The 25,120-nt window shown below is 52.3% G+C and carries 26 protein-coding genes; 15 read left to right on the top strand and 11 right to left on the bottom strand.

What is annotated here, in order from left to right:
* Positions 1 to 25 precede the first annotated feature (25 nt).
* Entirely contained in the window at positions 26 to 604 is a 579-nt protein-coding gene (locus tag FCL42_RS05580) for a DUF6630 family protein (protein ID WP_136862409.1), read from the top strand.
* Between the two features lie 204 nt (positions 605 to 808).
* Positions 809 to 1,159, top strand: a complete 351-nt coding sequence (locus FCL42_RS05575) for a hypothetical protein (RefSeq protein WP_136862408.1) — start codon at positions 809 to 811, stop codon at positions 1,157 to 1,159.
* Between the two features lie 35 nt (positions 1,160 to 1,194).
* Here FCL42_RS05575 and FCL42_RS05570 read toward each other — a convergent pair whose 3' ends face one another.
* The 3 genes from FCL42_RS05570 to FCL42_RS05560 all read right to left on the bottom strand — a co-directional run bounded on the left by FCL42_RS05570 (position 1,195) and on the right by FCL42_RS05560 (position 4,518).
* Entirely contained in the window at positions 1,195 to 1,728 is a 534-nt protein-coding gene (locus FCL42_RS05570; RefSeq protein WP_136862407.1) for a protein tyrosine phosphatase family protein, read from the bottom strand.
* 115 nt (positions 1,729 to 1,843) lie between these two features.
* Positions 1,844 to 3,136 (bottom strand): DUF3137 domain-containing protein, encoded by a 1,293-nt coding sequence (locus tag FCL42_RS05565; RefSeq protein WP_136862406.1) that lies wholly within the window; start codon positions 3,134 to 3,136, stop codon positions 1,844 to 1,846.
* 107 nt (positions 3,137 to 3,243) lie between these two features.
* Positions 3,244 to 4,518 carry a DUF3137 domain-containing protein gene (locus tag FCL42_RS05560; protein ID WP_136862405.1) on the bottom strand — a complete coding sequence of 425 codons (1,275 nt, stop codon included), beginning with the start codon at positions 4,516 to 4,518 and terminating at the stop codon, positions 3,244 to 3,246.
* 285 nt (positions 4,519 to 4,803) lie between these two features.
* Between FCL42_RS05560 and FCL42_RS05555 the strand changes: the two genes are divergently transcribed.
* On the top strand, positions 4,804 to 5,112 hold the full coding sequence (locus tag FCL42_RS05555; RefSeq protein WP_136862404.1) for a putative signal transducing protein: 309 nt from the start codon (positions 4,804 to 4,806) through the stop codon (positions 5,110 to 5,112).
* A gap of 42 nt (positions 5,113 to 5,154) precedes the next feature.
* On the top strand, positions 5,155 to 6,063 hold the full coding sequence (locus FCL42_RS05550; protein WP_136862403.1) for a precorrin-2 dehydrogenase/sirohydrochlorin ferrochelatase family protein: 909 nt from the start codon (positions 5,155 to 5,157) through the stop codon (positions 6,061 to 6,063).
* Here FCL42_RS05550 and FCL42_RS05545 read toward each other — a convergent pair.
* Complete coding sequence (locus FCL42_RS05545; RefSeq protein WP_136862402.1) at positions 6,060 to 6,353, bottom strand: hypothetical protein; 294 nt, start codon at positions 6,351 to 6,353, stop codon at positions 6,060 to 6,062. The two genes, FCL42_RS05550 and FCL42_RS05545, sit on opposite strands and share 4 nt — an antisense overlap.
* A gap of 94 nt (positions 6,354 to 6,447) precedes the next feature.
* Entirely contained in the window at positions 6,448 to 6,855 is a 408-nt protein-coding gene (locus FCL42_RS05540) for a hypothetical protein (protein WP_136862401.1), read from the bottom strand.
* 283 nt (positions 6,856 to 7,138) lie between these two features.
* On the opposite strand from FCL42_RS05540, the gene FCL42_RS05535 reads away from it, so the two are divergent.
* The 6 genes from FCL42_RS05535 (at position 7,139) to FCL42_RS05510 (ending at position 15,281) form a co-directional block, all read left to right on the top strand.
* On the top strand, positions 7,139 to 7,663 hold the full coding sequence (locus tag FCL42_RS05535; protein ID WP_136862400.1) for a YbbN family protein: 525 nt from the start codon (positions 7,139 to 7,141) through the stop codon (positions 7,661 to 7,663).
* A gap of 895 nt (positions 7,664 to 8,558) precedes the next feature.
* A complete protein-coding gene (locus FCL42_RS05530; protein WP_136862399.1) occupies positions 8,559 to 9,491 on the top strand; it encodes a DmsE family decaheme c-type cytochrome in 933 nt (310 codons plus the stop codon).
* 12 nt (positions 9,492 to 9,503) lie between these two features.
* Positions 9,504 to 11,489 carry an MtrB/PioB family decaheme-associated outer membrane protein gene (locus tag FCL42_RS05525; protein ID WP_136862398.1) on the top strand — a complete coding sequence of 662 codons (1,986 nt, stop codon included), beginning with the start codon at positions 9,504 to 9,506 and terminating at the stop codon, positions 11,487 to 11,489.
* Between the two features lie 26 nt (positions 11,490 to 11,515).
* A complete protein-coding gene (locus tag FCL42_RS05520; protein WP_136862397.1) occupies positions 11,516 to 13,969 on the top strand; it encodes a DMSO/selenate family reductase complex A subunit in 2,454 nt (817 codons plus the stop codon).
* An 18-nt stretch (positions 13,970 to 13,987) separates the two neighbouring features.
* Entirely contained in the window at positions 13,988 to 14,605 is a 618-nt protein-coding gene (locus tag FCL42_RS05515; RefSeq protein ID WP_136862396.1) for a DMSO/selenate family reductase complex B subunit, read from the top strand.
* 61 nt (positions 14,606 to 14,666) lie between these two features.
* Positions 14,667 to 15,281, top strand: a complete 615-nt coding sequence (locus FCL42_RS05510) for a TorD/DmsD family molecular chaperone (RefSeq protein WP_229359787.1) — start codon at positions 14,667 to 14,669, stop codon at positions 15,279 to 15,281.
* 17 nt (positions 15,282 to 15,298) lie between these two features.
* Here FCL42_RS05510 and FCL42_RS05505 read toward each other — a convergent pair whose 3' ends face one another.
* Positions 15,299 to 16,054: a class I SAM-dependent methyltransferase gene (locus tag FCL42_RS05505; protein ID WP_136862394.1), complete on the bottom strand. Its 756-nt coding sequence runs from the start codon at positions 16,052 to 16,054 to the stop codon at positions 15,299 to 15,301.
* A gap of 108 nt (positions 16,055 to 16,162) precedes the next feature.
* On the opposite strand from FCL42_RS05505, the gene FCL42_RS05500 reads away from it, so the two are divergent.
* Entirely contained in the window at positions 16,163 to 16,960 is a 798-nt protein-coding gene (locus tag FCL42_RS05500) for an SDR family NAD(P)-dependent oxidoreductase (protein WP_136862393.1), read from the top strand.
* 80 nt (positions 16,961 to 17,040) lie between these two features.
* Here the strand turns inward: FCL42_RS05500 and FCL42_RS05495 are convergent, their stop codons facing one another.
* A complete protein-coding gene (locus FCL42_RS05495; RefSeq protein WP_136862392.1) occupies positions 17,041 to 17,484 on the bottom strand; it encodes a hypothetical protein in 444 nt (147 codons plus the stop codon).
* Positions 17,485 to 17,647: 163 nt separating this feature from the next.
* On the opposite strand from FCL42_RS05495, the gene FCL42_RS05490 reads away from it, so the two are divergent.
* Positions 17,648 to 18,439 (top strand): ParA family protein, encoded by a 792-nt coding sequence (locus FCL42_RS05490; protein ID WP_136862391.1) that lies wholly within the window; start codon positions 17,648 to 17,650, stop codon positions 18,437 to 18,439.
* Between the two features lie 55 nt (positions 18,440 to 18,494).
* Here FCL42_RS05490 and FCL42_RS05485 read toward each other — a convergent pair whose 3' ends face one another.
* Positions 18,495 to 18,959 carry a glycine zipper family protein gene (locus FCL42_RS05485; protein ID WP_136862390.1) on the bottom strand — a complete coding sequence of 155 codons (465 nt, stop codon included), beginning with the start codon at positions 18,957 to 18,959 and terminating at the stop codon, positions 18,495 to 18,497.
* 245 nt (positions 18,960 to 19,204) lie between these two features.
* Here FCL42_RS05485 and FCL42_RS05480 point away from each other — a divergent pair, with 245 nt between their 5' ends.
* Genes FCL42_RS05480 through FCL42_RS05470 form a run of 3 tightly spaced genes read left to right on the top strand, consistent with a single transcriptional unit; the run spans position 19,205 to position 21,598 of the window.
* Positions 19,205 to 20,374, top strand: a complete 1,170-nt coding sequence (locus tag FCL42_RS05480) for a porin (protein WP_136862389.1) — start codon at positions 19,205 to 19,207, stop codon at positions 20,372 to 20,374.
* A 1-nt stretch (position 20,375) separates the two neighbouring features.
* On the top strand, positions 20,376 to 20,903 hold the full coding sequence (locus tag FCL42_RS05475) for an FMN-binding protein (RefSeq protein WP_136862388.1): 528 nt from the start codon (positions 20,376 to 20,378) through the stop codon (positions 20,901 to 20,903).
* Entirely contained in the window at positions 20,900 to 21,598 is a 699-nt protein-coding gene (locus tag FCL42_RS05470; protein ID WP_136862387.1) for a PepSY domain-containing protein, read from the top strand. The genes FCL42_RS05475 and FCL42_RS05470 overlap by 4 nt, the downstream gene beginning before the upstream one ends.
* 68 nt (positions 21,599 to 21,666) lie before the next feature.
* On the opposite strand, the gene FCL42_RS05465 is transcribed toward FCL42_RS05470, so the two are convergent.
* The 3 genes from FCL42_RS05465 to FCL42_RS05455 are packed head-to-tail and all read right to left on the bottom strand — an operon-like array spanning position 21,667 to position 24,983.
* A complete protein-coding gene (locus FCL42_RS05465; RefSeq protein ID WP_136862386.1) occupies positions 21,667 to 22,560 on the bottom strand; it encodes an ABC transporter ATP-binding protein in 894 nt (297 codons plus the stop codon).
* Positions 22,557 to 23,378, bottom strand: coding sequence for an ABC transporter permease subunit (locus FCL42_RS05460; protein ID WP_136862385.1), 822 nt, complete (start codon positions 23,376 to 23,378; stop codon positions 22,557 to 22,559). Before FCL42_RS05460 ends, FCL42_RS05465 begins: the two co-directional genes overlap by 4 nt.
* A gap of 15 nt (positions 23,379 to 23,393) precedes the next feature.
* The gene (locus tag FCL42_RS05455) at positions 23,394 to 24,983 is read right to left on the bottom strand and encodes a M28 family metallopeptidase (RefSeq protein ID WP_136862384.1); all 1,590 of its coding nucleotides are present in this window, start codon (positions 24,981 to 24,983) and stop codon (positions 23,394 to 23,396) included.
* Positions 24,984 to 25,120 lie beyond the last annotated feature (137 nt).

The raw sequence follows: 25,120 nt of genomic DNA, 5'->3' as shown, positions 1-25,120 counted from the left end.
AACCGCTCTGTAGAGCACAGCGGTCATGACGGCAACACGCTCATCTTGGTTTGAGCTAATAAAAGCGCTGGTTAAGTGCGCCTATTATCTGATTTTGATGCCTTTTGTGCTGATAGGCACCGTAATCACCGCGCCGTATTGGTACCCCAAAAATAAGCGTAAGCGTTGCCAAAAGCGTCTTGAACTGATGGTCTTATTGTCCGGCGGTCAGATTGCGCTTGCTCCTGAGAGTGTCGCAGAGCTGACCGATGCAGACTTTGAGATGCTGGTGCTGACTACAATGGAGGTGTGGCAGAGCGAGCAGAGCTGGGTCTATCTGAGAATTGACTGGGCGGCCACCGATGAGGTGGCTGCGCAAACCGCCGCATTGGCCAAGCAACTTGGCATTGCATCGACGTTTGACTGCCAAGGATTGACCGAGGAACCCGAGTCCATTGAAACCGTGCTGAACCAATATGGCCAGTGGCTTAAGGGGCATGGATTCTCCCTGCTATACCTGGAGCAGGGAAGCGATGAGTATGTCGCTTTTGCCTGTGACAGCGGCCAATGTGACAGAGTGCTGCAGCTCGCTGGTGAGCTCAACATAACGCTAAGCGCCGTTTAGTTTCCCGTTTATTATTCTGACTGATGTTTATGAGCCGGTTGGCACTTCTTGTTATTGGCTAGGGTTTTCATGCATTTTCAGTTGCATCAATAACGGCCTCTATATGATGCTGTCGTTAGTGATTCTATCTTCAAGTTCAACAGGATAGAGCTAAATGGTGGCGCAGTCCCTGCCCACCAAGTTTCATGGAATTAAGGATGTACTGTGAAGAATTTGATTGCCGGCCTACTGATTTTGGTCATGGCTGGGTGTACTTCGACTCGCCAAATTGACTCCTCTCAAGTGGAGTATTCTTCCATCGCCCAAGTTGTTGAGGTTGGTGATGAGATTGAGGTGGTCACCCTTACTGGTGAACAGCTCACTTTGGTGGTCGACGCTTTGGATGAGCATAGTCTTTCTGGCAGTGGTACCCAGATCGAGTTTGCGGATATCGCGGAGATCAAAAAGGAGGAGGTGTCGGTATTTAAAACCACGGCTTTGGTCGTCGGCACCTCGCTAGGGGCGTTAGCCATCTATGGAATGATCATTACTTTGTCACTGTTTGCCTCGCTTTAACTAAAGTCATTCAGTGATTTAATCAAAAGAGCCCTTTAGAGGCTCTTTTTAGTCTCCTCAATCAGTTGTTGCCATTGTGGGTACTCTTTAAAACTTTCGCTAAGTTCTCCCCAAGGTGCCATCGCTTCCCCTTGCAAGCTGGCGCTGTCTTCAGCGCCGGAGTGCAGCAGGTACAGGTAGTAAAATGCAGACGCTCGGTAGTTGGCAGCGCAGTGGATCAGCACGTCTTTGTCTTTGTTAGCGTCCATCAGTTGCAGAAACTGTTTTACGTCCTGTTGAGTAGGCTGCTTCCAATCCACGCCAATACGGGCGTACAGCATGTCAGCTTTGGCCACCAACTCCCCTTCGTTGTCTAGCCCTGTTGGATTCCCCTCTGGAATTAAGTTGATCACCATATCCACGCCAGCTTGCTTTAGTTTGGCAAACTGGGTTGGGGTAGGCTGGCCAGAAGTGATGACTCGCTCTGATGGAAACTGTACTGCTTTCACCCCTTTGATGTCATCAGGGTTAATGGCAGCGTGACTGGCAGTAGAAATTAGCAGGCTGGTTAGTAGTAGCTGTTTGAGCATGATGATTCTCGTAGGAATAGGCCTGATGACAACTTACCTGATTGTGTTAGCAATACGCTACGCAAGCAGGGTTAAAAATCAGAAAGCCCAGCAGTGCCGGGCTAACCAATGGTGATTAAGCGAAGTTGTTGTCGCTGAGGCGCAATACGTCATGGACGGTGTTCAGTAGGGCGTCCAACTTTTTAAGCTCGGCGTGGCCGGCGATCTCCTTGGCGAAGGCCTCTGGGTTATCTAGGCCATACTTGCGCTCGGTTTTCAGCAGATCATCGTTATCAAAGGCGATGCACATCTGCCCTTGGTCACTGATCTCAATCACGGGTGCGTGATAGTGCTCACCGATGTCGCTGAGCCCCTCGACCACCGCCGGGGTAAGGAATCTGGCTGCTTGCAGCTCCTCTGACGCACTGACTTTAAAGTGGCGGTTAAAGGTGTTGGAAGCGGTGCTGTAGCTTTCGCCATCAAGCTTAAGGCGACTGTCGCCACTTAAGGTGACAGATTGTGAATAGGGGAAGTTCACCAGCAAGCCGTGACGGTGGTAGTGCTTGTAGACGGTGCGAGTTTTGGTATTGCCCTCAGAGTCGGTATAGGTCTCAGTGCGCTGGTCGACAAAGTGGAAGTGGTATAGCTGAAAGTCAAAGCTGTGCACGCTGCCTTGATACTTACCTTGGTATAGGGCTTCAATTTTGCGGCTGTGATTGCCTCGGACAAACTCTTGGAATTGCTCTCCAAGGGCTTTGGCTTTGCTGACTTTATTAAACCGCATCGGTTTGAGGTTGTTGTTGAACAAACTGTCCAGCAACTGAATCCGCTCTGATAGAGGCTCGCGCCAATGGATGCGCTTGCCTTGCCACAGCCAAATGCTGGCGGCGATGGCCAGCATGCCCATGGTGATCTCCTGACCGAAGGAGTAATCGTCCAGCAGGATTAAGAACCCGATGGTTCGGATTAACCCCATGATGGTGTAGATCACTGTCCAATAGAGCATGCTCCAGAATGGCAGGACGGCAAACACCGCTGTTGCGGCAACGGCGATGATACCAAGGCGCACCGATTGTCGGTTGACCAGCTCTGGCAGCGGCAGCATTTTGCCTTTGCGCTCGAGATTTTTAGCAATGAGCACGGCGCCGATGGCCGGTACCCAGGCGCTGGAGAAGTTCATCGCGATATCCAGAAACATCCCAATGTCGCCATAAAATCCGCCAGAGGCCCCGTTGAAATAGAGTCCCATGATGCCGGCGAACAACACCAACCATTTGATGGTGGCCACGATGCGGTCGTTGTAATCCAAAGGCCCAGGGTGGTTCTGAACCGAGCGGATCACCTGAATCAGGTCGGCTTGGCTGGTGGCGGCTTCAACATCGGCCTTGATGGCATCGATGTTTTCAGTCACTTTTTTGTTGTGTCTCATGATACTCCTTTACTGGATCTTAGAAGCGGTTGGGATATGGGGTTATAAAGCGGCAGCGACTGCCACTCACTGGTGCCGCTGTGCTTCTTTATTTTGGCGAGGCGCATTCACTTAAAGTTGTTATCGCTCAGGCGCATGAGTTCATGTATCGCCAACAGCAGATTGTCTAACTTATTGAGCTTGGCGTGCTGGCCAACTTCGGCAATAAATGCCTCTGGCGCATCCAAGCCATGTTGGCGCTTGAGCTCCAATAGGTCTTGGTCGTCAATGGCCACACAAGCGTTGCCGTGATGATTAATCTCCACCACGGGACGCCGATACTCCCGAGCGAGATTGGTGAGCCGCTCGACGGTTGCGGGCTTGAGTAAGCGAGCCGCCTGCATTTGATCTTGGGTGCGCACGCGATAGATGCGATTAAATTCGTTGGAGGCGCTGGTGTATTTCTGGCCCTTATGGGCAGGCAAGCCATCGCCATCTAAGGTGACCGATTTGGCGTAGGGAAAGTTGAACAGCAGCCCATGACGATGGAAATGATCGTAGGTGGTTCGAGTCTGGGTTTTGCCGTTGTTATCGGTGTAGGTAGAGCGAGTCTTGACCACGTAGTGAAAGTGGAACAGCTCAAAATCAAAGCTGTGTTGTGGCCCTTGGTAGTGGCCTTGGTAGAAGGCGTCGATGGTGCGGGTATGATTACCTCGTTCAAATTCGTAGAACTGATCGAGTAGCGCTTTGGCTTTCTCTTTGGGGTCAACGGTGACTGGCTTTAAGCCGTTGTTGAACAATACGTTTAACTGGTGAATGCGATCGGAGACTGGGTCTCGCCAGTGTTTGCGTTTACTCAGCCAGCGAAAGCCCAATAGGGCGGCGATGCCGACGAGCAGGGCTTTATTTACGGAGATCTGCAGCAGACCGTGCAAGCTTGCCAGCCAGGTTCCCTCTTCGAGCACGAACCAGTAGGCCTGTTGAGCGGGAGGAAAAATGGCAAAGATCCCAGCCACTGCGGCGCCGGCGACAGAAAACCGGATCCAAGGTCGACCGATGCGGTGCAGCACAGGCAGGCGCTTGCCTCTGTATTCCAGATGCCTGACCAATGCGATGGTGATTGCGGCAGGAAGCCAATAGACAGACCCATCGATGCCATTAAAGATCATCTTGGTCAGCGAACTACGAAAGCCATCGGCAAAGTAGTTAGTCATGATGCCACACATGCACAGATAGGTGAGGGCCCATACGATGATGGATGCCTGTCGGTCGTTATAGTCCAGTGGGCCGGGGTGACTTTTTACTGATGCGATGACCTCAATCAGGTCCGCTTCTGTTTGGCTTGATTCCACATCCGCTTTAATTTGCTTAATGTGTTCGCTTACCTGCTTGTTGTGTCTCATCGGGCTCCTCGTGACCAGCTTTGGAGTAGACTCTTGAGCTTCAAGAGGCGGTAATCATACATAAAAGTCATTGAAAATAAATAAGATATGGTCAAAAACAAAGGGCGCTACTGGCTTCAGAAATTGACGGCCTTTGCTGGCTTTATTTAGGGCGGCCTTGGCGTCACCTGTTTTCATCATCGGCAACTGAAAATGAGATCGAGATCAATAATTAGGTGGCTTTTTGATCGGTTTTTGTAGATGATGAAACCCACTAAATCGACGAGGTTTTAGGGTAGAACCGTCATGGACAGTTTTGTTGAGTTATATCGAGCCTCCAATGCGTTAGAGGCGCACGCTTTGAAGGGCGCGCTTGAGCAGCAAGGTGTGATGGTTCGGCTGTTGGGTGAAGCGTTGGCCGGCGGTACCGGTGAGCTACCCATGGACAGTCAAGAGGTGGGGCTGCTGGTGCAGCGTCGTCACCTTGAGCAGGCGAATAAGGTACTCAAAGAGTATCACCAGTCTAAAGCCCCGTGGCAGTGCCCCAGTTGTGGGGAACAAAATGACGGCCATTTTGAAACCTGCTGGCGTTGTGGCTGCGTTCCCGAGCACTAGTCGATCGCACCTCCCTTAGATTTACGCTGTTAGTGGTACCCAATGCGTTACTTCCCCCTATTTTTTGATACTCAGAATCAGTCCCTATTGATCGTCGGTGGTGGTGAGGTTGCCGCGCGCAAGCTGACGCTTTGGCGCAGAACCCAAATGGACATTGTTTTGGTTGCACCTTTCCTTTGTCAGAGCTTGCAACTGGCTCAGCAAAGGGGCGACTTCCATTGGTTCAATGGTGAATTTACCGATGAGCTGGTGGCAGGGAAGGCTGGCGTGATTGCCGCGACCAACAACGAAGCGTTGAATGTGCACATTAGCCATCTGGCTAAAGCCGAAGGGGCGTGGGTGAATGTGGTGGACAACCCCGAAGCCTGCACGGTAATCACTCCAGCCATTGTCGATCGCAGCCCCATGGTGGTGGCCATCGGCAGTGAGGGCGGAGCTCCCGTTTTGGTTAAAGAGTTGCGTAAGCGCATCGAGACTTGGTTGCCGAACCGTTTAGGCAAGCTCGCTCAGTTTATGGCTGAGCGTCGCTATCGCGTTCCTCTGTCTGAGCGCAAAGCGGTGTGGGAGCGATTCTTAAACAGCAACGGTTTGACCCTAGAGCCGGCCAGTGAACAGCGGTTTGAAGCGGCGCTGGCAGCTGACTCCTCCACGTTAAAGGCGCTGTTTCTCTCCGCCGAGACCGATTCGCAGATGTTGCCCATTGCGGCAGTAAATGAGATGCAGGAGGCAGAGTCGGTGATCCATTCGCGTGCGCTGCCCAAGGCCATCGATGAGTTGTGTCGCCGTGATGCCGAGCGTCATCAATTGGATCTCCATCAGGCGCTGGCGCAACCCGGTTGGCCTAAAGTTGTGGTGGTGAGTGCCGATGAGTTGCCTCATTGGCGTGAGCAGTTTCAGTTGCAAGGGGTAACGACGGCTGTGGCGCGCTGTGGCAGTCTCGAGACCGTTTAGAAGATGTCTTTGCCACTGACGACCACCAGAGCAAAGATCCACACGGTAAATGCCAAGCATAGATGCACTAAGGCATAGATGAGGGCATCGCTGCGCTTCATTACTGAGTCATCGATCAGTAGGTAAAGATGACACAGAGCAATGGCGCCCATGGCAATATTCAGTGGCCACTGCAGCGCCATTGAGCCCTCCGGAATGAAGGCGCGCATCAGTACGGCGAAGAACACCATCCCTAGGGTAATTAGGGGCGCAACGCCGATTCGATAGCTATTGGGGTACCACTGCAGCATCTGTTGTTTTCCATTTTTGACTCGAGTGCTTCAGTTCAAGTTACTGCATATTGGTGACAGAAGCGAATTCGACCTTGGTTTTTGACGCCAGATTTTAGCCTTTTACCTCTTTGGGGCCATCGATACGGCGACGATGCCAGATGGAGTAGTGACGAAGCCCAGCTGGGCCATGGGAGGTGATCACCGACATGATGGCGACGATGCTAAACAGTGCCACCTTGTATTCGGGGAATGGGTAGCAAAGGGCAACCAGCAGTACCTTGGTCAGAGTTAATACCCCTTTCATCTGCACTAGCCACAGAGGGGAGCGGACGATCTCCCAGATCATCAAGATAAGGCCAGTGCTCATGGCCATGATCCACCAAGGTAGCCATAACGACTTCTCCACACCATAGTAAAAGCCGCCGCTGGCGCCGATGATGCCTAACACGTGCAGTGCTCGAAGCGTGGATTTGGACAGGCGTTGAATCCAGAACTGTTTTTCGGTGAGGCCTTTGGACATTGAGGGTGCTGCTTACTGGTAAATGAAGGTTCAAGGTTAGCATAGGGGCTTTTGTAAGGGGATGATCCGGCTCACTGAACTCGCCTCACACCTCGATCTCAGAGTGTGATCCGTTGCACGACTTGCTATTTTGTTGCCCCATTTTTGAAACTAATCCATGTTTCTACCGCTCTACCTATGCAATATTGACACGAAAATCAATAGAGATAGTTAAGTTCTACTAACCTGACTCGGTAAGTGAACTATCTCATCAGATTGGGATTAGACGGTTAAGGCGATAGCAATGATGAAACGGTTACTTTTAGGGGCCCTGATGGTGGGCGGTGGATCCAATGCCATGGCGCGCATGGATAATGGCATGATGATGGACAACAGCAATCCTCACGGTAAGGCCGCAGTGCAAACTGCTGTGCTGACCGGAGAGCTGACCAGCCAGCAGCTGATTTTTGAGATGATCCCCATGGGCAGAGAGTACCTGTCCTACCAAGTTGACCGTAATGCTATTGCTCCGCTGGAAAAGGTGACTGACGAGACTGAGATTCTGGTGGTACTGGCAACTTGGAATCAGGCCAGTCAGCTGCAGGTTCCTCGTTTGATGAAGATTCTCAAGATTCTGGACAACCCTGCTTTTAAAGCTGATTACATCGGTGTAGATAAGCAGGGCGCTTATGGTGATACCCCTTTGATGGAAGGGGTGCAGGTGTTGTCATTGCCAACCATTATCGTTAAGCAAAAAGGCAGCGAAATCGGACGCATTGAGGGAGTGACCCCTCAAGGATTGGAGAGAGCGTTAGCCCATCTGTTCTGAGCGCTTCTGAGAGCGCGCCTGTCTCGCTATCCACATCGTCTTTAGGTAAAGCGCCACCGAAAGGTGGCGTTTTGCTATCTGTAACTCGTGGTTTTCTTGTTGTGGCTGTCCTTATGGTTTGAGACCGAGAGGGAGTAAGCAGGTTTGTTAGTTCAGCGTGTCCTATCTTGAGTCTATTCGGTTTTGGTTTGATAAGGCTGAAGAAAGCTACAATGGCGAGATAGCCATTTTGAATAAATATGTTGAAGCGAACTTTAGATTTCGGGTTGGAAATATAGAGGTGATATTCAGTTTGATTTTGAGAATTAATATCATTATTAAGTGGTGTTCTAATTAGAGTGATGAGGATAAAAATTAAATTATGCAGAATTGCATGGGCGTAAATTATGTAACGATAAGTTTCATTATTTGGAATTGTTAAATTTCACTATTTAATTTCAATTTTATAATGGTATTTTTTATGCCTCTTTTTTGAAGAGCCTTACTTTGCTTTGTTTTGGCTATTTTTATTTTTAACTAATATGGTTCGCATATTGTTTTCATTGATGAGTTATTTTTCAGAACACACTGTTCTTATTAACCTATTGATATCAGTCGTGGCTTTGGATCGCATCTTGCTAGTTTAATGTGATTTTGGTTGAGCTTTAACTCTAAAATTGAGCTGGATTCATGACGTCGGGTGCGAATGGATGACGAATTGAGAAATTTATTTATCAGCAAAAATAATGAAATGATGAATCGGCTCTGAGTTTCGATCTAATTAATGAAATTAGATTCAAACTGTTGTTGGATTCAAAGAAAACTATTTTTTAGATAATAGAATTAATTTGCTGATTTAATTCGGCCTTATTTCGACAATTTAGTCGGTTTTATTCATTTCAGTTGCGGATAACTTATGAGTTCAATGAATCGATTGCTCAAGAGTGCATTAGCATTAAGTTTGACAGCCGCTGTTGCCTATCCCGTTGCCGCCCAAGATATTGAGTCGCAGATCCTGCAGAAGTTCCAGCAGGGCGCGTACTCCAAAAAAGGGGCGGACAGTTGCCTAATGTGCCACCAGAAAGACGCCAAAGTGATGGCGCTCTTCGATGGTGTGCATGGCAATCTCGAGAACAGCAATAGCCCGATGGCCAAGCTGCAGTGTGAAACCTGCCACGGTCCTCAAGGCAAGCACAAAGGCAAGAACGAGCCGATGGTCACCTTTGGTGCCAATGGCAACGTTTCTGCCGAGCTTCAGGACAGCGTTTGTCTCTCCTGTCACCAGGACGCCGAGCGCATGGCGTGGCACGACAGCTTGCACAGCGATGACGCCAGCTGCGTCGGCTGCCACGACATCCACACCGGCTCTGACCCAGTCCTTAACCGCGCCAGCGAAGTGGCGGTATGCACCGACTGTCATCAGCAGCAACAGCAAGACCTTTATAAGCGCAGCCATCACCCTCTGACGACTCAGGCGGGCGAGGGCAGCATGGTGTGTAGCGACTGTCATAACCCCCATGGCTCATTGAGCGATGCCAGCCTGACCGAAGTCAGTGTTAATGACACCTGCTACCAATGCCACGCCGATAAACGCGGTCCGGTGCTGTGGGAGCATCAACCTGTGGTGGATGACTGTCGCAGCTGCCACAACGTTCACGGGTCGGTGAATGACGCCATGTTGACTCGTAAGGCGCCGATGCTGTGTCAAAGCTGTCACGCCAACGATGGCCACGCCAGTCGGGCCTATGGTGATGACGACAGTGCCTTTACCGGAGGGGATAGCTGCCTGAACTGTCACAGTCAGATTCACGGCTCTAACCACCCATCTGGCCAACTGCTGCAGCGCTAAGGAGAGATAATCATGAAATATCCATTAAGCGTGTTAGCACTGGCGTTGATGCAAGCCGGGATGGCCCATGCATCCAGCTTAAACCTGTCTGAAGCCAATCTGGAGCGAGTGAACACCGACCGCTGGGACTGCAAACGCTGTACTGTGGTTAAGGCAAGCGGAGAGCTGGGCGTTAGCGCCGTGGCCACCGATGCCGATAACGCCGTTGCTGCCAACCGTTTGGGTGAAGACAGCGAAGGCATGGCGGCACTGCAGGCCGACTTGGCCTATCAGCAGCAGGGTGACCGCATTCGAGTGCAAGCCCATAACTTAGGCATGGAGACCGGCCACGCTAAGGTTGATGCCAAGGGGCAAAACCTAGGGCTGACTCTGGGTTACCAAAGCCAGCTGAGCGTTAATGCCGATGAGGTGCAAACCCAGTACCAAGTGGCTGGCGATCAGTTGATTGCCCAGCCTGGCGAGGTCACCCTACAGAGTAAGCGCGAGCGCTTTGAGCTGGGTACGGACTACCAACGCAACATCTGGCGCACTGATTGGCGTACTTATGCCGAGTATGCGTATCTCGAGCAGACCGGCGCCAAAGCCACCAGCACCAACCTGAATAAGGCGCCAATTAACTTTGCTCGCCCTATCGACACCACCACCCAAAGCTGGGAAACCGGCCTACAGGCGGCGGGACAGAGTTGGACTGGTGAGCTGAGCTATCAGGGCAGCTTGTTCGAGAATGACCATCAAGCACTGAATGATGGCGACAAGGCCAGCTTGCAAGCGGGTGCACCGGGGAATGAATCCCATCAGGTGAGTGCGTTGGGTCAGTACCGTTTTGCCAGCAGCCACCTGACCGGGCAACTGGTTAAAGGCTGGATGTACCAAAACGACAACTACGTGGATACCCAAGGGGTACCCACTGGCATCACTCACTTAAATGGTGAAGTGGAAACCTTGGATGCTCGCCTACGCTACAGCCACAAGCTCAGCCGTGACTTTAAGCTGGGGATGAAGGTGGATTATCGCGACCGCGATAACAAAACCCCCATCCAGCTGTTCCACAGCGTCAACTACGACCCACAAAGTGGCCAAGCCATTGAGAACGTGGCGCTGGACACCAGCCGCACCGCCTATCAGTTGGACGGTCGTTACCGCCTCGCCAAAGGCTTGGTGGCTAAAGGGGGCTATCAGTACATCGAGAAAGAGCAGAGCGATACCGTTCGTGAGCAGACCGATGAGAGCCGCTTTTTTGCCAGCCTCGACTACACCGCTTTGGCGAACTGGAACTTTGGCCTAGACGCCGAGTATGGCAGCCGTGATGGCTCTGCCTACCAAGCGTCAGCGGCTACCAGTGAGGAAGACAACGAGCTGCTGCGTAAGTACCACCTAGCAGATCGTGACCGCACCAAGTTTGAGCTGAGCGTGACCCACACGCCGTGGCAGCAGCTGAGTATGGATTTGCGCTACCACTATGCCGAGGACGACTACGGCAACAGTGAGCTGGGCCTGACCGAGTCGAAAGACTACGGCTATGACTTCAGCTTGAGCTTCCAAGCCAATGACCAGGTCAGCTTCCACGCCTTTGGGGCGCAGCAGTGGATTGAGTCCACCCAAGCGGGCAGTCAAAGCTTCTCCAGTGCCGACTGGGTTGGGGAAGTGGAAGACAGCTTTAGCTACATCGGCGCCGGCACTCGCTATGACGGCTTGATGCAGGACCGTTTGGCTCTGGGGCTGGATTACAGCTTTAACGAGTCTGAGTCTGACACCTCGGTCAGTGGCCAAACCCCATACGGTGACTACATCTCCTGGTCGCACAACGTGCATCTGTATGCCGAGTACGCCCTGACCGAGCACGCCACCTTGAAAGCGAACTACCGCTACGAGCGTTACTACGACACCGACTATGCCGAAGTGGGCAATGGCGTGATTCCGGGTCTGACGACCCTGGGCAATCTGGCCAGTGATTACAACGCCCATCAGCTGATGCTGACCTTTAGCTACTTGATGTAACGAATTTAATAAAAAGGAAAAATCTCATGCAAAGACGTGATTTTCTAAAATTAAGTGCCGCAGCCAGCGCGGTGTCCTGTGTGACCGCTTGTGGCAGCAAAGACAGTCAAACCGCCGTGCCGGAAGTCCCAGGTCCTGCGGATGAGCAGATAAGCTACAACGCCTGTTTGGTGAACTGTGGCTCCAACTGCCCAGTCAAAGTGATCACTTCCGACGATACCATCGTGCGTGTGGAAGGGGATTATCATGGGGAGGACCAATACGGTTCCCATCAGATTCGTGCTTGTCTGCGTGGTCGCTCTTTGAAGCAGCGCACCTATGCCGCGGATCGCCTGAAGTCGCCCATGAAACGTAAAGCCGGCGCCAAACGTGGTGAGGCGATCTTCGAGGAGATCTCCTGGGAGCAAGCGTTTGAAGAGATTGCCGCCAAGGTCACCGAGCTGCGCGATCAGTATGGTCCTCGCTCGATCTTCCAGCACTATGGTTCTGGTGCTTACTATGGCTTCCACTCCAGCAGCTGCATTCGTCGTGCCCTGCGCTTAAGTGGCGGTCACCTGAACTACTATGGCAACTACTCATGGGCGCAGATCAACGCCGCAACGCCTGCGATCATCGGCTCCAGCACTCAGTCTGGTAGCTACCTGTCTGAACTGCGTAACTCCGATCTGTTCGTTGGTTTTGGTTTCAACCCATTTGAGATCCGTATGTCTGGCTCCGGTGAGCAGTACGACATGCTCAACGCCCTGCAGGACAACGGCAATCTGGACGTGGTTTTGGTTGACCCTCGTTACACCGATACTGCGCTGGGCAAAGAGGATCAGTGGTTGCCAATTCGCCCGGGTACCGACGGTGCACTGGCAGAAGCGATTGCCTATCAGATGATCAGCACTGGCTGGGTGGACGCCAATTCCATCGATTTCATTAATAAGTACGCCATCGGTTATGACCGTGCTTCTCTGGAGCAGGCCAAGCTGGATAACCCAGATTACGCCGAGCACATTGATGTGGAAGAGAACTTCAAGGACTACATCCTGCGTGAAGGCAAGTTCGCTGGCGAAACCGTGCATACCCCAGCTTGGGCGGCGACCGTATGTGGTATTCCTGAGCAGGCGATCATCGAACTGGCCAACAAGATCATGAACGCCAATGCGCCTTACATCAGCATCGGTGCTGGTACCAACCGTCATGCCTGTGGTGAGCAGACCGTACGCAGCTTGTACATGTTGCCAATTCTGACCGGTAAGATTGGTCAGTCCGGTGTGAACAGTGGTGCTCTGCCGAAGAACTACGGCCGTGGTACCGGTGGCATGTCCTCTGGTAGCAACCCAGAAAAAGCCTCCATCTCCTTCTTCACCTGGGCGGAAGCCATCGAAAACGGTGAGAACATGACCTACGAAACCCATGGGGTGAGTGGTTTGGAAGCAGGAGAAAAGCTGGGTACCAACATCAAAGCGGTATTCAACGTTTCTGGTAACGCGCTGATTAACCAACATGCTGATATCAACCACACCAAGGCGATTTTGGAAGATGACACCAAGTGTGAATTGATTGTGGTTTGTGACTGCTGGATGACGCCATCGGCGAAGTTTGCTGACTACATCTTGCCAGACACCACTTGGCTGGAAACCGACGACATGGCCGGCGACTCCTACGCCTCTGGTCAGTTGGGTTACGTCACCTTCACTAAGTCTGCGATTACTCCGCTCTACAACTGTAAGAACATGTATGAGATCGGTTTGGGCCTGGCGAAAGCCTTTGGCGTGGAAGGGGAGTTTAGCGAAGGTCGCACCGAGCAGCAGTGGCTGGATCACATGTATGAAGTCACCCGCAGCTACAACCCTGACTGGAACCTGCCAGCGACCTATGCCGAAGCGCAGAAAGTAGGCGTATACCGCACCTTTGCGCCAACCACTTACGTGGCGATGAAGGACTTTGTTGACGATGCGGCGGCCAATCCGGTTAACACCCCATCGGGTAAGATTGAGATCTACTCACTGGCGTGGGCTAAGAAAGCGGCAGAAACCACTCCGCTGTCAGATATGCCTTATGACCAGATTACTGCACTGCCGAAATACACCGTTGCTTGGCAGGGTTACGAGGATGCCGACACCAAGGACGATTACCCTCTGCAGGTAGTGGGCTACCACACCAAGGGCCGTACTCACTCTAGCTACCACAACGTGGCTTGGCTGCGTGAAGCGGTTGAGGACTGCGTTTGGGTGAATCCTGCCGATGCGGGCAACTTCGAAAATGGTCAGATGGTTAAGGTGACTAGCCCTCAAGGCACCATTGAGGTGCGCATTCGCATTACGCCTCGGGTTATCCCTGGTGTGGTGGCGATGGCTCAAGGTGCTTGGTATCAGAAGGGCGCTAACGGGGTCGATGTTGGCGGCTGCTCTAACACCTTGACTAAGTACCACCCAACTCCGGTGTCTAAGGGTAATCCGCAGCACACCATCCGCGTCAAACTGTCTGCGTAAGCTCTGGGAGATAAGATAATGACTGATGCAGTTCAATATGGATTTTTCATCGACACCACCAAGTGTACCGGCTGTAAAACTTGTCACGTGGCCTGTAAAGACCGCAGTGACACTCCCTTAGGCGTAAAGTGGCGCCGCGTGTATGAATACGGTGGCGGTAACTGGTCGCCAAATGGCGACGGCAGCTTTGGTAATGGCGTATTTGCCTATTACGCGTCGGTAGCCTGCAACCATTGCTCTGATCCTGTGTGTGTGAAAGCGTGTCCAACCGCCGCGATGCACAAGCGCAAATCAGACGGTTTCGTTCATGTGGATCAGAGTATCTGTATCGGCTGTCAAAGCTGTTCCCGTGCTTGTCCATACGATGCACCTCAGTTTGACAGTGAACGTGGCGTGATGACCAAATGCGATGGCTGTTTCGACCGCGTTGCCGAAGGCAAGCTGCCAAGCTGTGTGGAGTCTTGCCCATTGCGGGCGCTGGAGTTTGGCCCAATTGCCGAGCTGCGTGCTAAATACGGCGACAACGCCAACATTCAGCCGCTTCCGGACTCGTCCGTTACTGAACCAAACATCGTGATTAAGATGAATCGTTTGGCCCAGGCCGGTGGTCGTATTCTCAACGAGTTTGAAGTTTAACTTTTCTGTGTGATGTCAGGGGCGGCTCAGGTCGCCCCTGTTTTGGGTCTAGGAGATGCCGATGGCAATTGATACTTCAATGGCTGTAGCCGCATTAGGCGTGCTGCACAATGTGTTTTACCCCAAGCCGACGGCAGCATTTTTAACTGAGCTGACCGACAGCCAACTGCTTAGCGCCTGGCCAGAAATTGGTGACCCTAAAGAGATTGTTGAGGCCTGCGGTCGAATTGAGCAGAGCATCGAAAAAGATGGCTTTGACGCCATCGAACGAGATTTTTATCGACTGTTTATCGGCCCAGGAACGGCACTGGCCTACCCGTGGGGCTCGGTATACACCGACCGAGAAAATCTGGTTTGTGGCCAAACCATGGTTAATTTCAAAGCCTTCTGTCGAGGTAATGACATCGCGTTGCAAACCGAGCATACCGAGCCTGTGGATCACATCGGTTTGATGCTGGCGGTGTTGGTGGAGCTATTGAATCGAAACGATGGGGCGGCAGTGAATGAGCTGTTATCCGAGCACTTAATGCCGTGGGCACCGCGCCTATTTGAGCTGGTGCTGGAACATGGCACCACCGATTACATGAAAGGCTTTGCCATATTAGCCGGCCAACTGCTGAGCGCATTGGTTGAGAGCCGCGGCTTGATTGTGACTAACAAGCGTTTATATCTGTAGGTTTGATTCTATAGCCCCTATTTTCGACGACACAGGTGTAGGGTTAGCGGCCAACGAACCGCTTTTGTACCTTGCCCCCACGCCTGTGTTAACGCCGCCCAGGTAGCATTAAGCGCACTGGCGTCGTGATCGTTTAGGTATGCTTTGAGCGCCGACCAAGTTTGCAGATAACCGATAAACTGCGCCAGCGTCCAGTGCTTCTCAATTTCCAACTTATGCACTTTGGGAATGCCAAAGGGCATCTGCTCTGCGACATTTTCATAGCCCTGCTCTACCCAGCGCCGACCCGGCGTCCAGTATTCTCCTAGTACTGCTTCATACAAGTGCTCCACCACCCTATCCACTTCGGGTGACACCAAGCAGTTGCCGTAACCGATAATGGCCAGTGTTCCCAAAGGCGACAGCGTTCGTTCTGCTTCCTCAAAGAAGTGGGGCAGGTCGAGCCAATGTAGCGCTTGAGCCACGGTGATGAGGTCTAATTGGTTGTCTTTAAAGGGCAGGGTTTCAGCCCGAGAAACCAAATAGCTAAGTTTGGGGTGGCCGCTGGCGTGTTTGAGCTGTTCACTACTGATGTCCAGTCCAAATACCCGTTTGCAGCGGGGGGCAATCGCGACGGCACATTGGCCCGAGCCGGTGGCGATATCCGCAGCCATAGGGGAGTCGGGGCAATGCTCTAAGATGATCCTAAACAGTTCGCTTGGGTAATCGGGACGAAACTGAGCGTACTCTTTGGCGTGGCCGGAGAAGTGGTCCTGTGGGGCGGAAATCGACATCCTATCTATAACCTTTAATTATTAAAAATATTATCAAAGATAATTTTTTGCTTTCAGGATTGACGACTACACTCAGACTCAATTTAATCCCTTTGTCATGAGGTTGAGATGCAGCTCAATTTAGAGAATAAGCGAGTATTGGTTTCCGGTTCAACTGCGGGCATCGGCCGCGCTGTCGCTAAGGCCTACCTGAATGAAGGGGCTGAGGTGATCATTCATGGTCGTACCCTAGAGCGCTGCCAAGAGGTTGCCGACCAACTGGTGCAAGAGTGCGCTGCCAATGGCAGAGTTCATGCCATCGCCGGCGATCTGTCCGATGCGGCACAAACCGATGCGCTGCTGGCGAAAGCTGACGAATTGGGCGGTATCGACATCCTGATTAACAACACCGGCATCTTCGAGGTGAAAGCCTTTGAAGAGATCAGTGATGACGAGTGGATGCACTATTTTAACGTCAACATCATGAGCGCCGTGCGCCTGTCTCGTAGTCTGCTGCCTAAGATGCAGCAGCGTGGCTTTGGTCGCATCGTTAATATCTCATCCGAGTGTGGCATTAAGCCATTAGGACAGATGGTGCATTACTCAGTGACCAAGACTGCTCTGATTTCCCTATCGCGAGCGCTGGCGGAATTGACCAAAGGCCAAGACGTCACCGTGAACTCCGTGCTGCCAGGCCCAACCTGGACCGAAGGGGTAGAGAACTACTTCGACACGCTGTCTGAGTCAGAAGGCAAGCCAGTACAAGAGCTGACCGACAACTACTTCACCGAGCACGAGCCAACCAGCTTGCTGCAGCGCTTTGTTCAGGTAGAGGAAGTGGCCAATGCCACGGTGTATCTGACCAGTAACCGCGCCATGAACGGCCAGTCACTGCGAGTTGAAGGCGGCATCATCCGCGCACTGTAAAATAGCTTGGATTGAGCACAAAAAACGCTGCCCTCAATGTGTTGAGTTGGCAGCGTTTTTTTTGGTTCTCTTTGAACTGACTATTTCATCATATTGCGCTGACTACGGCGGCGTTTGGTCATCTCAGCATCCCACTGGCTGTAGAGACCAAGAGTCTGTTGACACAGGTTTTGCGCCTCTTCACTGAGCTCTGGCTCGTAGTTTTTCTGGGAAAAGTGGCGCGCCATCAGGCAAACGAGGTGCTCTGATTGGCTCAGCTCATCCCCTTGTAGGCTTTTTAGAACCATGGTTCGAAACCCACTGCTTAAGATCTGCAGCAGGCTCTCTTGATTGATCTCCTGCTGCAGGAACTCCGGTGAGTCCGCTTTTACCAGATTGACGAGCATATTCACGACTTGCTCTAGGTTAGTGGCGCCTCGAAACAACATATGCACTTGAGCGTCCTGAGCAATGAACTCTTGCAGTGCGAGGCCTTGGTCGGCCACCTGCCAGCGGTGGCGGCTAAAGTTACGAATGTTGGACATAGTCTTGTGAATCTCAACAGAGTTATCCGCCGATTGTAGCTCGAATCGACCTCTGGGTGGCAATCATTGGCAGATTTAGTTGTTTGATAAGTGATTTGACTGCTGACAAGTGGGTAGCAGTTCGATAATCTGATTAAATATTCAGCACTTAAGGATAAGAGCGATGAAACGGGTTGTGTTTAATCAGAAGGGCGGTGTCGGTAAGTCCAGCATCAGTGTCAATCTGGCGGCCATCAGTGCGGCACAGGGATTTAAAACCCTGTTGGTGGATCTGGACGTGCAGGGCAACAGTAGCCACTACCTCGGTGTCGACGAATCCAACTTGCCTAAGGATAAGACGGTGGCGGATCTGCTAAAACAGACCGTTGGCTGGTTTAGCTCCGCGCCGTCGCCAGAGCAATTCGTTCATGCCACTCAATTTGAAAACTTGAGTTTGCTGCCCGCCAGTCCGGCCCTGTCGGTGCTCGAGCGAGAGCTTGAGATGCGTTACAAAATCTACAAGCTTCGGGATGCGCTAAAAACCTTAGAAAAGGAGTTTGACCGCATCTACATCGATACCCCGCCAAACTTTAACTTCTACTCCAAATCCGCGTTGATTGCCGCTGATAGGGTGCTTATCCCCTTTGATTGCGATGGCTTTTCGGCGCAGGCGATCGATCGTTTGATGGCCAATATGCTGGAGCTGAAAGCGGATCACAATCGGGATCTCATCGCCGAAGGCATTGTGGTGAATCAGTTTAACCCTCAGGCCAAGCTGCCCCAGACGCTGGTGGATGAATTAAAGGCGCAAGACAGCGTGCCGCTGTTTGCAACCCATCTGAACAGTTCAGTTAAGATGAAAGAGTCCCATCATCAGCAGTTGCCACTGATTCATCTGGCGCCATCCCACAAGCTGACGCATCAGTTTGTTGAGCTGTTTAAGGAGTTGGAGCCACAGCATCAATCCATCGTCTAACGACCAATTTGGGTCAGTGACGCTGCGTTGCCTCAAGGCTTGAGGAAGCTGAGCCTCAGTTCAACTGGTAGTCACGGCCTTCCATACAGGCTTTGAAGGCACGGTTAAAGGTGCCCATCATCTGATCGCGCTCCGCTTGGGCGTTTGCCATCTGCTCCTGCTGGTTATCCTGAGCTCGGCGCTGCTTGTTACTGCCTCGAACCAAACCTAAGCCTGCGCCTATGGCGGCGCCATCGCCAGCATCTCCGGCTATCGCGCCAATGGCAGCTCCTAATGCCGCCCCACCCACTGCGCCACCCAGGGCACTACCACCTTCAGACGAGCCAGTGGTGGTTACCGGCTGACTGGCCAGCGCAATAGGGTCGACCCCGGTATTGTCCGTAGCCCAGGTTTGGCACTCTCGCGTATCCGCCTTCTGCTGCTCGGCGTCTTGGCCTCCGGCTGGGTAGATGATGTATTGGTTAGCCCATGTGGACTGAGCCAGTGTTGCTAAAACGATGAACATTAACGAGCGCTTCATTGCTACTACTCTCTCTCAATTCTATGAAGTGAGTTTGCAACCATGGTGCTGAATGAAGGCTGAATGATGAATTGATTATCAAACTGTGCTGGTTTGTAACTCACTGGTTAACCAGTGAGGTAGTTCTCAAAAGGTGTATTTAGCATGAATGGATCAACAAAATGTGAAATTAATGTGGAAATACTAATGAAAGTGGTTATCATCTGCGTCAACCCTCGATTAAATATAGTTCAAAAGGGAAGATGATGACTTTTAAAGTAAAACCTCTAGCTGCCTCTCTGGCTCTGGCATTATTCACTGGTGGTGCCGTTGCGGCCGATTCCGTGGAAGCTCAACTGAAAGCTCAGCAGGAGCTGATTCAGAAGCAAGCGGAAGCCATTGAAACATTGCAGCGCCAAGTGCAAGAAAACCAAGCCGCCGTGGAAGCTGCGGTGGAAGCGGTAGAAGCGGATTCTGGCAAGTCTGCCTTAGATAAGCTGTCTATCGGTGGCTACGGTGAGCTGCACTACAACAACACCGATGCTAAAAAAGAGATTGATTTCCACCGTTTTGTGATGTTCTTCGGTTATGAGTTTTCCGACAACATTCGCTTCTTCTCCGAAGTGGAGTTGGAGCACTCTTTGTCCGGTGAAGGCAAAGATGGCGAAGTGGAGCTGGAGCAGGCCTACATCGATTGGGATCTGTCTGACAACCTGACGTCACGTTCCGGTTTGTTCCTGCTGCCAATCGGCCTGCTGAATGAAACCCACGAGCCTGATACCTTCTACGGTGTTGAGCGTAACAACGTAGAAAAATACATTTTGCCTACCACTTGGTGGGAAGCGGGTACTGGCCTGATTGGTCGCTTGGATAACGGCATCACGGTACAGGGCTTCATCCACAGCGGTTTGGAGAGCAGCGATGGTTACATCCGTGGCGGTCGTCAGAAGGTTTCTGAAGCCGCAGCAGAAAACCTAGCAGGTACGCTGGCCATCAACTGGTCTGGCGTTCCTGGTCTGACTTTGGGCGCCAGCGTAAACTATCAGGATGATCTGTCTCAGATGAGTGGTGATGGCATCGGCAGCGCGATGTTGCTGGAAGGCCACATGGACTATTCTGTTGGTAACTTCCGTCTGCGTGGCTTGTATGCCCAGTGGGACATCGATGGCAACGTGGCGTCTGAAAATGGTGCCGACGACCAGAAAGGTTGGTATATCGAACCTAGCTTTAAGCTGACCGAACAAGTGGGCGTGTTCGCGCGTTACAGCGACTACGAGTTCTTCAAAGGCAGCATGAAAGATGAGAAGCAAACCGATGTGGGTGTAAACTACTGGATTCACCCTCAAGTGGTATTTAAAGCGGATTATCAGTGGGCTGAGAAAACCGATGGCTCTGATAACAACGGCTTTAACCTAGGCGTAGGCTACTCTTTCTAAGATGAAACTTTCGTTATTAGGGGGCTTCGGCCCCCTGTTTGCATTTTTAGCAGCGCTATCTGTTTCACCAGTGGATGCAGCTAACACCGTTTACAAGACTCAGGAGCAGTTCCTGTCCGAGTCATTTTCCTCCGTGCCTGCCCCTAAAACCCTGTGGCTTAAGGGCGAGCTTAAGCAAAACATCAAAGATCTTATTGGTCAGAATTATGGCAAGCTGCGAGTGCGATATTGGCAGCAAGGCCAGCGCACGGCTTGGGTGCTAGAAGCCATCGGCAAAGAGCAGCCGATTACCTTCGGGTATCTGGTGGAGCAGGGCAAGATTATCGATGCCGAAGTGCTTATCTTCCGTGAGAGCCGTGGCTGGGAAGTTCACCGACCGGCATTTACTAAGCAGTTTATTGGCGCCGAATTGGAGCAGCAACGCTTGTCTCAGACCATCGACGGCATCAGTGGCGCAACCTTGTCGGTGCGGGCTATGGATAAGACCGCTCGACTGGCACTGTATCTGGCTGAGCACTTAGGCTCATGAAAACCCGTACGTTAACCCGTTGGCATAGCCGTATTGGCATTTTTGTCTGTGCATGGATTTTGCTGTTAGCCACCACTGGACTGGCGCTGCAACACAGTCATCGTATCGGCCTAGACTCCCCAGTACTCACTTCGAAAATCTGGTATCAGATTCTTGGTGTGCCTGTGCCGGCAATTCAGTCCATTGACGGTGTTGAGCTATGGATCGTGGATCGTCACTTGGTGAGTGCCCAAGGCGTGCTGGGAGAACTGAGTCAACAGGTTGCCAATGTGCTGGTGGGTGAGGAGCAGGTGCTGCTGGCTGATGGCGCCTCTTTGTGGTTACTGCTTCATAGCGGTGAGTTGGTCGACTCGATACCACTGGCCACCGACATGGTTCTGGCTGGGGTCAGTCGCCAAGGCTTGCCACTGCTCAAAGACGCCAATGGTCAAGTGTGGCAGCAAGATTGGTGGTTGGAACAGCCGATGCAACCGGTTACGACTGAAGTGATGCCTGCACTGGTGCCGTTTCAAGCGCAAGAGTATCAGCCTAAATTGGCCGAAGGTGCTGGGATCAGTGTTGAGCAGTTGTTGTTGGCGTTGCACAGTGGCCGAGTGTTCGGCGTGGTGGGTGAGTGGCTGATGACCGCCGTTGCCCTGATGGCCATCGCCATTGCCTGCACGGGCTTTGTTATTTGGGGCCGGAGGAAGAAATAGCCCCACCAGTATGAACTGGCAGGGCTTTGACATAATCCGCAACGACTCTCTAATCGAACAATCGCTCTCTAATCAAACAGCCGTTCCTCTAGGCTGCGGCCAAGGCTGAGTTGGCGATAGCCTATGTCTTTAGCCTTTAGTGCATGCAGCAGTGACAAGTCGAAATCCGGATGGTTTTTGATGTCGTAGCGAAATTGCAGTTGCAGCTTGCTTTTGACGCTGAGCCCCAGCACCCCATACAGCTGATCCAAGCCATGCCCTTCTTCAAGGGGCGAGGTCAGCGTTAACCCGAGGAAACCATTGTGTTCACGGTCGTCACTGGTGAGCTGTTGGGTCAGGCGCCCCTGCTCAATGTAGAGCACTTGCGAACAGAGCTTTTCTAGCTCCTCCAGGTTATGGGAACTGATGACAAACTGGCACTGTTCACTTAGATCGCTGATTAACTGACGAATCTCTCGAGCGTTGACCGGATCCAAACCGGCGGTTGGCTCATCAAGTAAGATAAGCTCTGGCGCGCCGATAAGCGCTTGGGCGATGGTCAGGCGTTTGTGCATGCCATGGCTGAGCTCATTAGGACGGCGTTTGATGCTGTCACTCAAGTTCACCAGCGCCAGCACGCGCTTGGTTTCCTCAAGGGCGGCCTTACCTCTGAATCCTTGCAGTGCGCACAGGTGTTTTAACTGGGTACCGATGGCAAAGCCCGGATCCAGTTGGGCATCCTGAGGCAGGGCGCTGAGCTTGCCATGTAGGGCGGCCGAACCCGGCTTGTGCCCCAAAATTTCGATGCTTCCCGAGCTCGGAGTGAGGTAGCCACACAGAATCGAGAATAGGGTGGTTTTACCGGCTCCATTGGGCCCCACTAAAGCGATGTTACCGTCCCCGGACAGGATCAAGTCGATGTTGTTCAGTGCTCGAGTGGAGCCGTAATCTTTGCAAAGCCCTTTGGCAGTAATCAAGGTCATAGTGAAGTCCTCAGCAGGGCGATGCGGGCTAAGGCCAGCATGATCAAGGTTTGCAGCAGTGGCAGCCAGTTCAGAGTTAATGCCTGGGCAGGCAGTAGCGAAACCTGCTCAAGAATCTGTCCGCCGGGAATCAGCATTTTAAGTTGCGCTAGCGGTGCGTACAGTTGGGACAACAGTCCGACGGCCAGCGGAGCCACAATCCAAAACAGAGTGGCTAGGATCACCGCTTGGCGACCCGAGCGAGCCAGAATCGACAGCAATGCCATGGTGGCGGTAAAAGGCAGCAGCACCACAAACAGGTTCAGCATCACCAGCAGGCACTGGCCGAGAAGGGGAAGCAGCAGAGCTTCACCACTGCTCATCGCCAGAATCAGAGCGCCAAGCAGAGAGACCAGCACCATAAACAGCTGCGCCAGCATCATGCCAAGGAATCGGCCTAACAGAAGGTTGGTTCGGCTGCAGCGCAGGACCAAAAATCGTAAGGTACCGCGGCTCAAATCGGAGGCAAGCTGATCGGCGGCCATACCGATACTGGTCATGGGGAACAGCAGCAGTGCAAACAGCCAATAGGCGGCCATTTCGGGAGAGCCCCATGCAAACAACTGGCTGTATTCGCCGGCGGGGTTTAGGTAGTTCACTAACTCTTGAACCGCCGGCTCTCTCAGCAGATTACTGGCGCCAAGAATCGGGTAGCGCAGCAGCACGCCCCAGACAATGCTGAAAGCGGCGAGCCACAACAGCCCTCGCTTGGTGGTGAATAGGCGTTTTAGCTCAAATTGGGCGGTGAGCCAAAGGCCATGGGGGCTGATTGCGGACACGCGATCTCCTTAGGGTTATCGGCCGTCTTGGGCACGGCGTTGTTTAAATTCAGAGTCTTCCAGCCATTTTGGCCAGTCATCGCCGTAGGCCAGTTGCTGTGCCATGGTGGACATCAACTGCAGGTCTTGAACCATGCCATCCAGTGGCCAGCTTGGATCGTAATCGTCTGCTGGTTTGTGGTAGCGATTTGGAATGTAATCTGGGTCGTTATCGCCCAGGCTCATAAATAGCAGCCCAGGAATACCCTGCTTGAACAGGGCAAAGTGGTCGCTGCGATACAACAGTCCCGCTTGCGGGCGAGGATCCGGTTTAACGTAGCGGTTTTGATCTTTGGCAATGCGATCGAGATAGAGTTCCAACTCACTGACATCATTACCGTATCTGAGCACGTAATCGAGAGGTGCGCCTACATTCATGCCATCAATATTCAGAAACGCAGCGATGTTTTTGGTGGCCACTGGCGGCTGTTCTGCGAACTGCTGAGCGCCAATCATTCCGGTCTCTTCGGCAGTAAAGCTGGTGAAGTAGATGCTGCGGGCGAACGGTTTTTTGGCATGAATCGCTTTTAGGGTTCGAGCCAGCTCCAGTACGCCGGCAACGCCTGTGGCGTTGTCGATGGCGCCGTTATAGATGTGGCCCTCTCCGCCCTGCTTACCCAGGTGATCCCAGTGAGCATGAATCACCACCGCTTCGTCGGGACGATGGGCACCTTTTATCATGCCAACCAGATTTTTCGATTCAGCCAGTTCGCTGTACTGGGCAAATTCAAGATTGGCTTGCTGATTCATGGAAACCGCTTTAAAGCCGGGTTTGGCGGCCGCAGCACTTAGCTTGGAGAAATCCAGTTTGGCATTTTTGAACAGTCGCTTGGCGGCGTCTTGGTGCAGCCAAGCCATGATGTCCACTTGCCCTAGGTTATTGTTGTCGTCCACTAGGGTGTATTTGCTGCCGGTGTTGGAGTTTTCCACCACCGACCATGGGTAACCGGCGGCATCGGTTTTGTGGATGATGATGGCGGCCGCAGCCCCCTGTTTGCCCGCCTCTTCATATTTGTAGGTCCAGCGCCCGTAGTAGGTCATGGCGTTGCCCTTGAAGAGGTTGGGATCTTGGGTGGCAAAGCCGGGATCGTTTACCAGCATCACCACGGTCTTGCCGCGAACGTCGACGCCCTGATAATCGTTCCAGCCATACTCAGGGGCATTAATGCCATAGCCAACGAACACCATCTCTGAGTCTTTGAGTTTCAGCTTGTCAGTGATGTGATTGCTGCGAGCGGTGTATTCAGGTCCATTAATGAAGCTCAAGTTACCCAGTTTTAAGCTCATGTTTTGATCGGCGGTGACCTTGGCAAGGGGCACACTTTGCAGATAACTGCCGTGGTAACCAGGCTCTAGGCCAATGGCTTTGAACTGCTGCTCAATGTAGTCAACGCTTAGTCGCTCTCCTTCGGTGAGGGGGCCACGGCCTTCGAATCGGTCTGAGGCTAAGGTTGAGATATGTTGATGCAGTTGGCTTTTGTCAAAATCGGTAACGTCGGCGTGGGCCGATAGACTAAGGGCCACTGACGTTATGGCCGTCAGCGCCAGTTTAGGGAACCTGAACATCCTGTTTCCTTATGATTGTTGTTGTTGGCTTACCCTATCACAGCTCATCCTGTGGTACTTCTGATATTTCCCTTGCTTACTCAATGGTCTTTGCCGCGTAACTTTCTGGAAAGTATCGAATTGTCTCGGTGTTTGTC

This window comes from Ferrimonas aestuarii (assembly GCF_005116665.1).
GTDB classification, from domain to species: domain Bacteria; phylum Pseudomonadota; class Gammaproteobacteria; order Enterobacterales; family Shewanellaceae; genus Ferrimonas; species Ferrimonas aestuarii.
The sequence above is the reverse complement of the archived record's forward strand: the minus strand, read 5'-3'. Positions and strand labels throughout refer to the sequence as shown.

Bases quoted from the DNA above. Each gene is read 5' to 3' on its own strand.
- FCL42_RS05580 (WP_136862409.1), top strand. From the start codon at position 26: ATGACGGCAACACGCTCATCTTGGTTTGAGCTAATAAAAGCGCTGGTT.
- FCL42_RS05570 (WP_136862407.1), bottom strand. From the start codon at position 1,728: ATGCTCAAACAGCTACTACTAACCAGCCTGCTAATTTCTACTGCCAGT.
- FCL42_RS05565 (WP_136862406.1), bottom strand. From the start codon at position 3,136: ATGAGACACAACAAAAAAGTGACTGAAAACATCGATGCCATCAAGGCC.
- FCL42_RS05560 (WP_136862405.1), bottom strand. From the start codon at position 4,518: ATGAGACACAACAAGCAGGTAAGCGAACACATTAAGCAAATTAAAGCG.
- FCL42_RS05555 (WP_136862404.1), top strand. From the start codon at position 4,804: ATGGACAGTTTTGTTGAGTTATATCGAGCCTCCAATGCGTTAGAGGCG.
- FCL42_RS05550 (WP_136862403.1), top strand. From the start codon at position 5,155: ATGCGTTACTTCCCCCTATTTTTTGATACTCAGAATCAGTCCCTATTG.
- FCL42_RS05545 (WP_136862402.1), bottom strand. From the start codon at position 6,353: ATGCTGCAGTGGTACCCCAATAGCTATCGAATCGGCGTTGCGCCCCTA.
- FCL42_RS05540 (WP_136862401.1), bottom strand. From the start codon at position 6,855: ATGTCCAAAGGCCTCACCGAAAAACAGTTCTGGATTCAACGCCTGTCC.
- FCL42_RS05535 (WP_136862400.1), top strand. From the start codon at position 7,139: ATGATGAAACGGTTACTTTTAGGGGCCCTGATGGTGGGCGGTGGATCC.
- FCL42_RS05530 (WP_136862399.1), top strand. From the start codon at position 8,559: ATGAGTTCAATGAATCGATTGCTCAAGAGTGCATTAGCATTAAGTTTG.
- FCL42_RS05525 (WP_136862398.1), top strand. From the start codon at position 9,504: ATGAAATATCCATTAAGCGTGTTAGCACTGGCGTTGATGCAAGCCGGG.
- FCL42_RS05520 (WP_136862397.1), top strand. From the start codon at position 11,516: ATGCAAAGACGTGATTTTCTAAAATTAAGTGCCGCAGCCAGCGCGGTG.
- FCL42_RS05515 (WP_136862396.1), top strand. From the start codon at position 13,988: ATGACTGATGCAGTTCAATATGGATTTTTCATCGACACCACCAAGTGT.
- FCL42_RS05510 (WP_229359787.1), top strand. From the start codon at position 14,667: ATGGCAATTGATACTTCAATGGCTGTAGCCGCATTAGGCGTGCTGCAC.
- FCL42_RS05505 (WP_136862394.1), bottom strand. From the start codon at position 16,054: ATGTCGATTTCCGCCCCACAGGACCACTTCTCCGGCCACGCCAAAGAG.
- FCL42_RS05500 (WP_136862393.1), top strand. From the start codon at position 16,163: ATGCAGCTCAATTTAGAGAATAAGCGAGTATTGGTTTCCGGTTCAACT.
- FCL42_RS05495 (WP_136862392.1), bottom strand. From the start codon at position 17,484: ATGTCCAACATTCGTAACTTTAGCCGCCACCGCTGGCAGGTGGCCGAC.
- FCL42_RS05490 (WP_136862391.1), top strand. From the start codon at position 17,648: ATGAAACGGGTTGTGTTTAATCAGAAGGGCGGTGTCGGTAAGTCCAGC.
- FCL42_RS05485 (WP_136862390.1), bottom strand. From the start codon at position 18,959: ATGAAGCGCTCGTTAATGTTCATCGTTTTAGCAACACTGGCTCAGTCC.
- FCL42_RS05480 (WP_136862389.1), top strand. From the start codon at position 19,205: ATGACTTTTAAAGTAAAACCTCTAGCTGCCTCTCTGGCTCTGGCATTA.
- FCL42_RS05475 (WP_136862388.1), top strand. From the start codon at position 20,376: ATGAAACTTTCGTTATTAGGGGGCTTCGGCCCCCTGTTTGCATTTTTA.
- FCL42_RS05470 (WP_136862387.1), top strand. From the start codon at position 20,900: ATGAAAACCCGTACGTTAACCCGTTGGCATAGCCGTATTGGCATTTTT.
- FCL42_RS05465 (WP_136862386.1), bottom strand. From the start codon at position 22,560: ATGACCTTGATTACTGCCAAAGGGCTTTGCAAAGATTACGGCTCCACT.
- FCL42_RS05455 (WP_136862384.1), bottom strand. From the start codon at position 24,983: ATGTTCAGGTTCCCTAAACTGGCGCTGACGGCCATAACGTCAGTGGCC.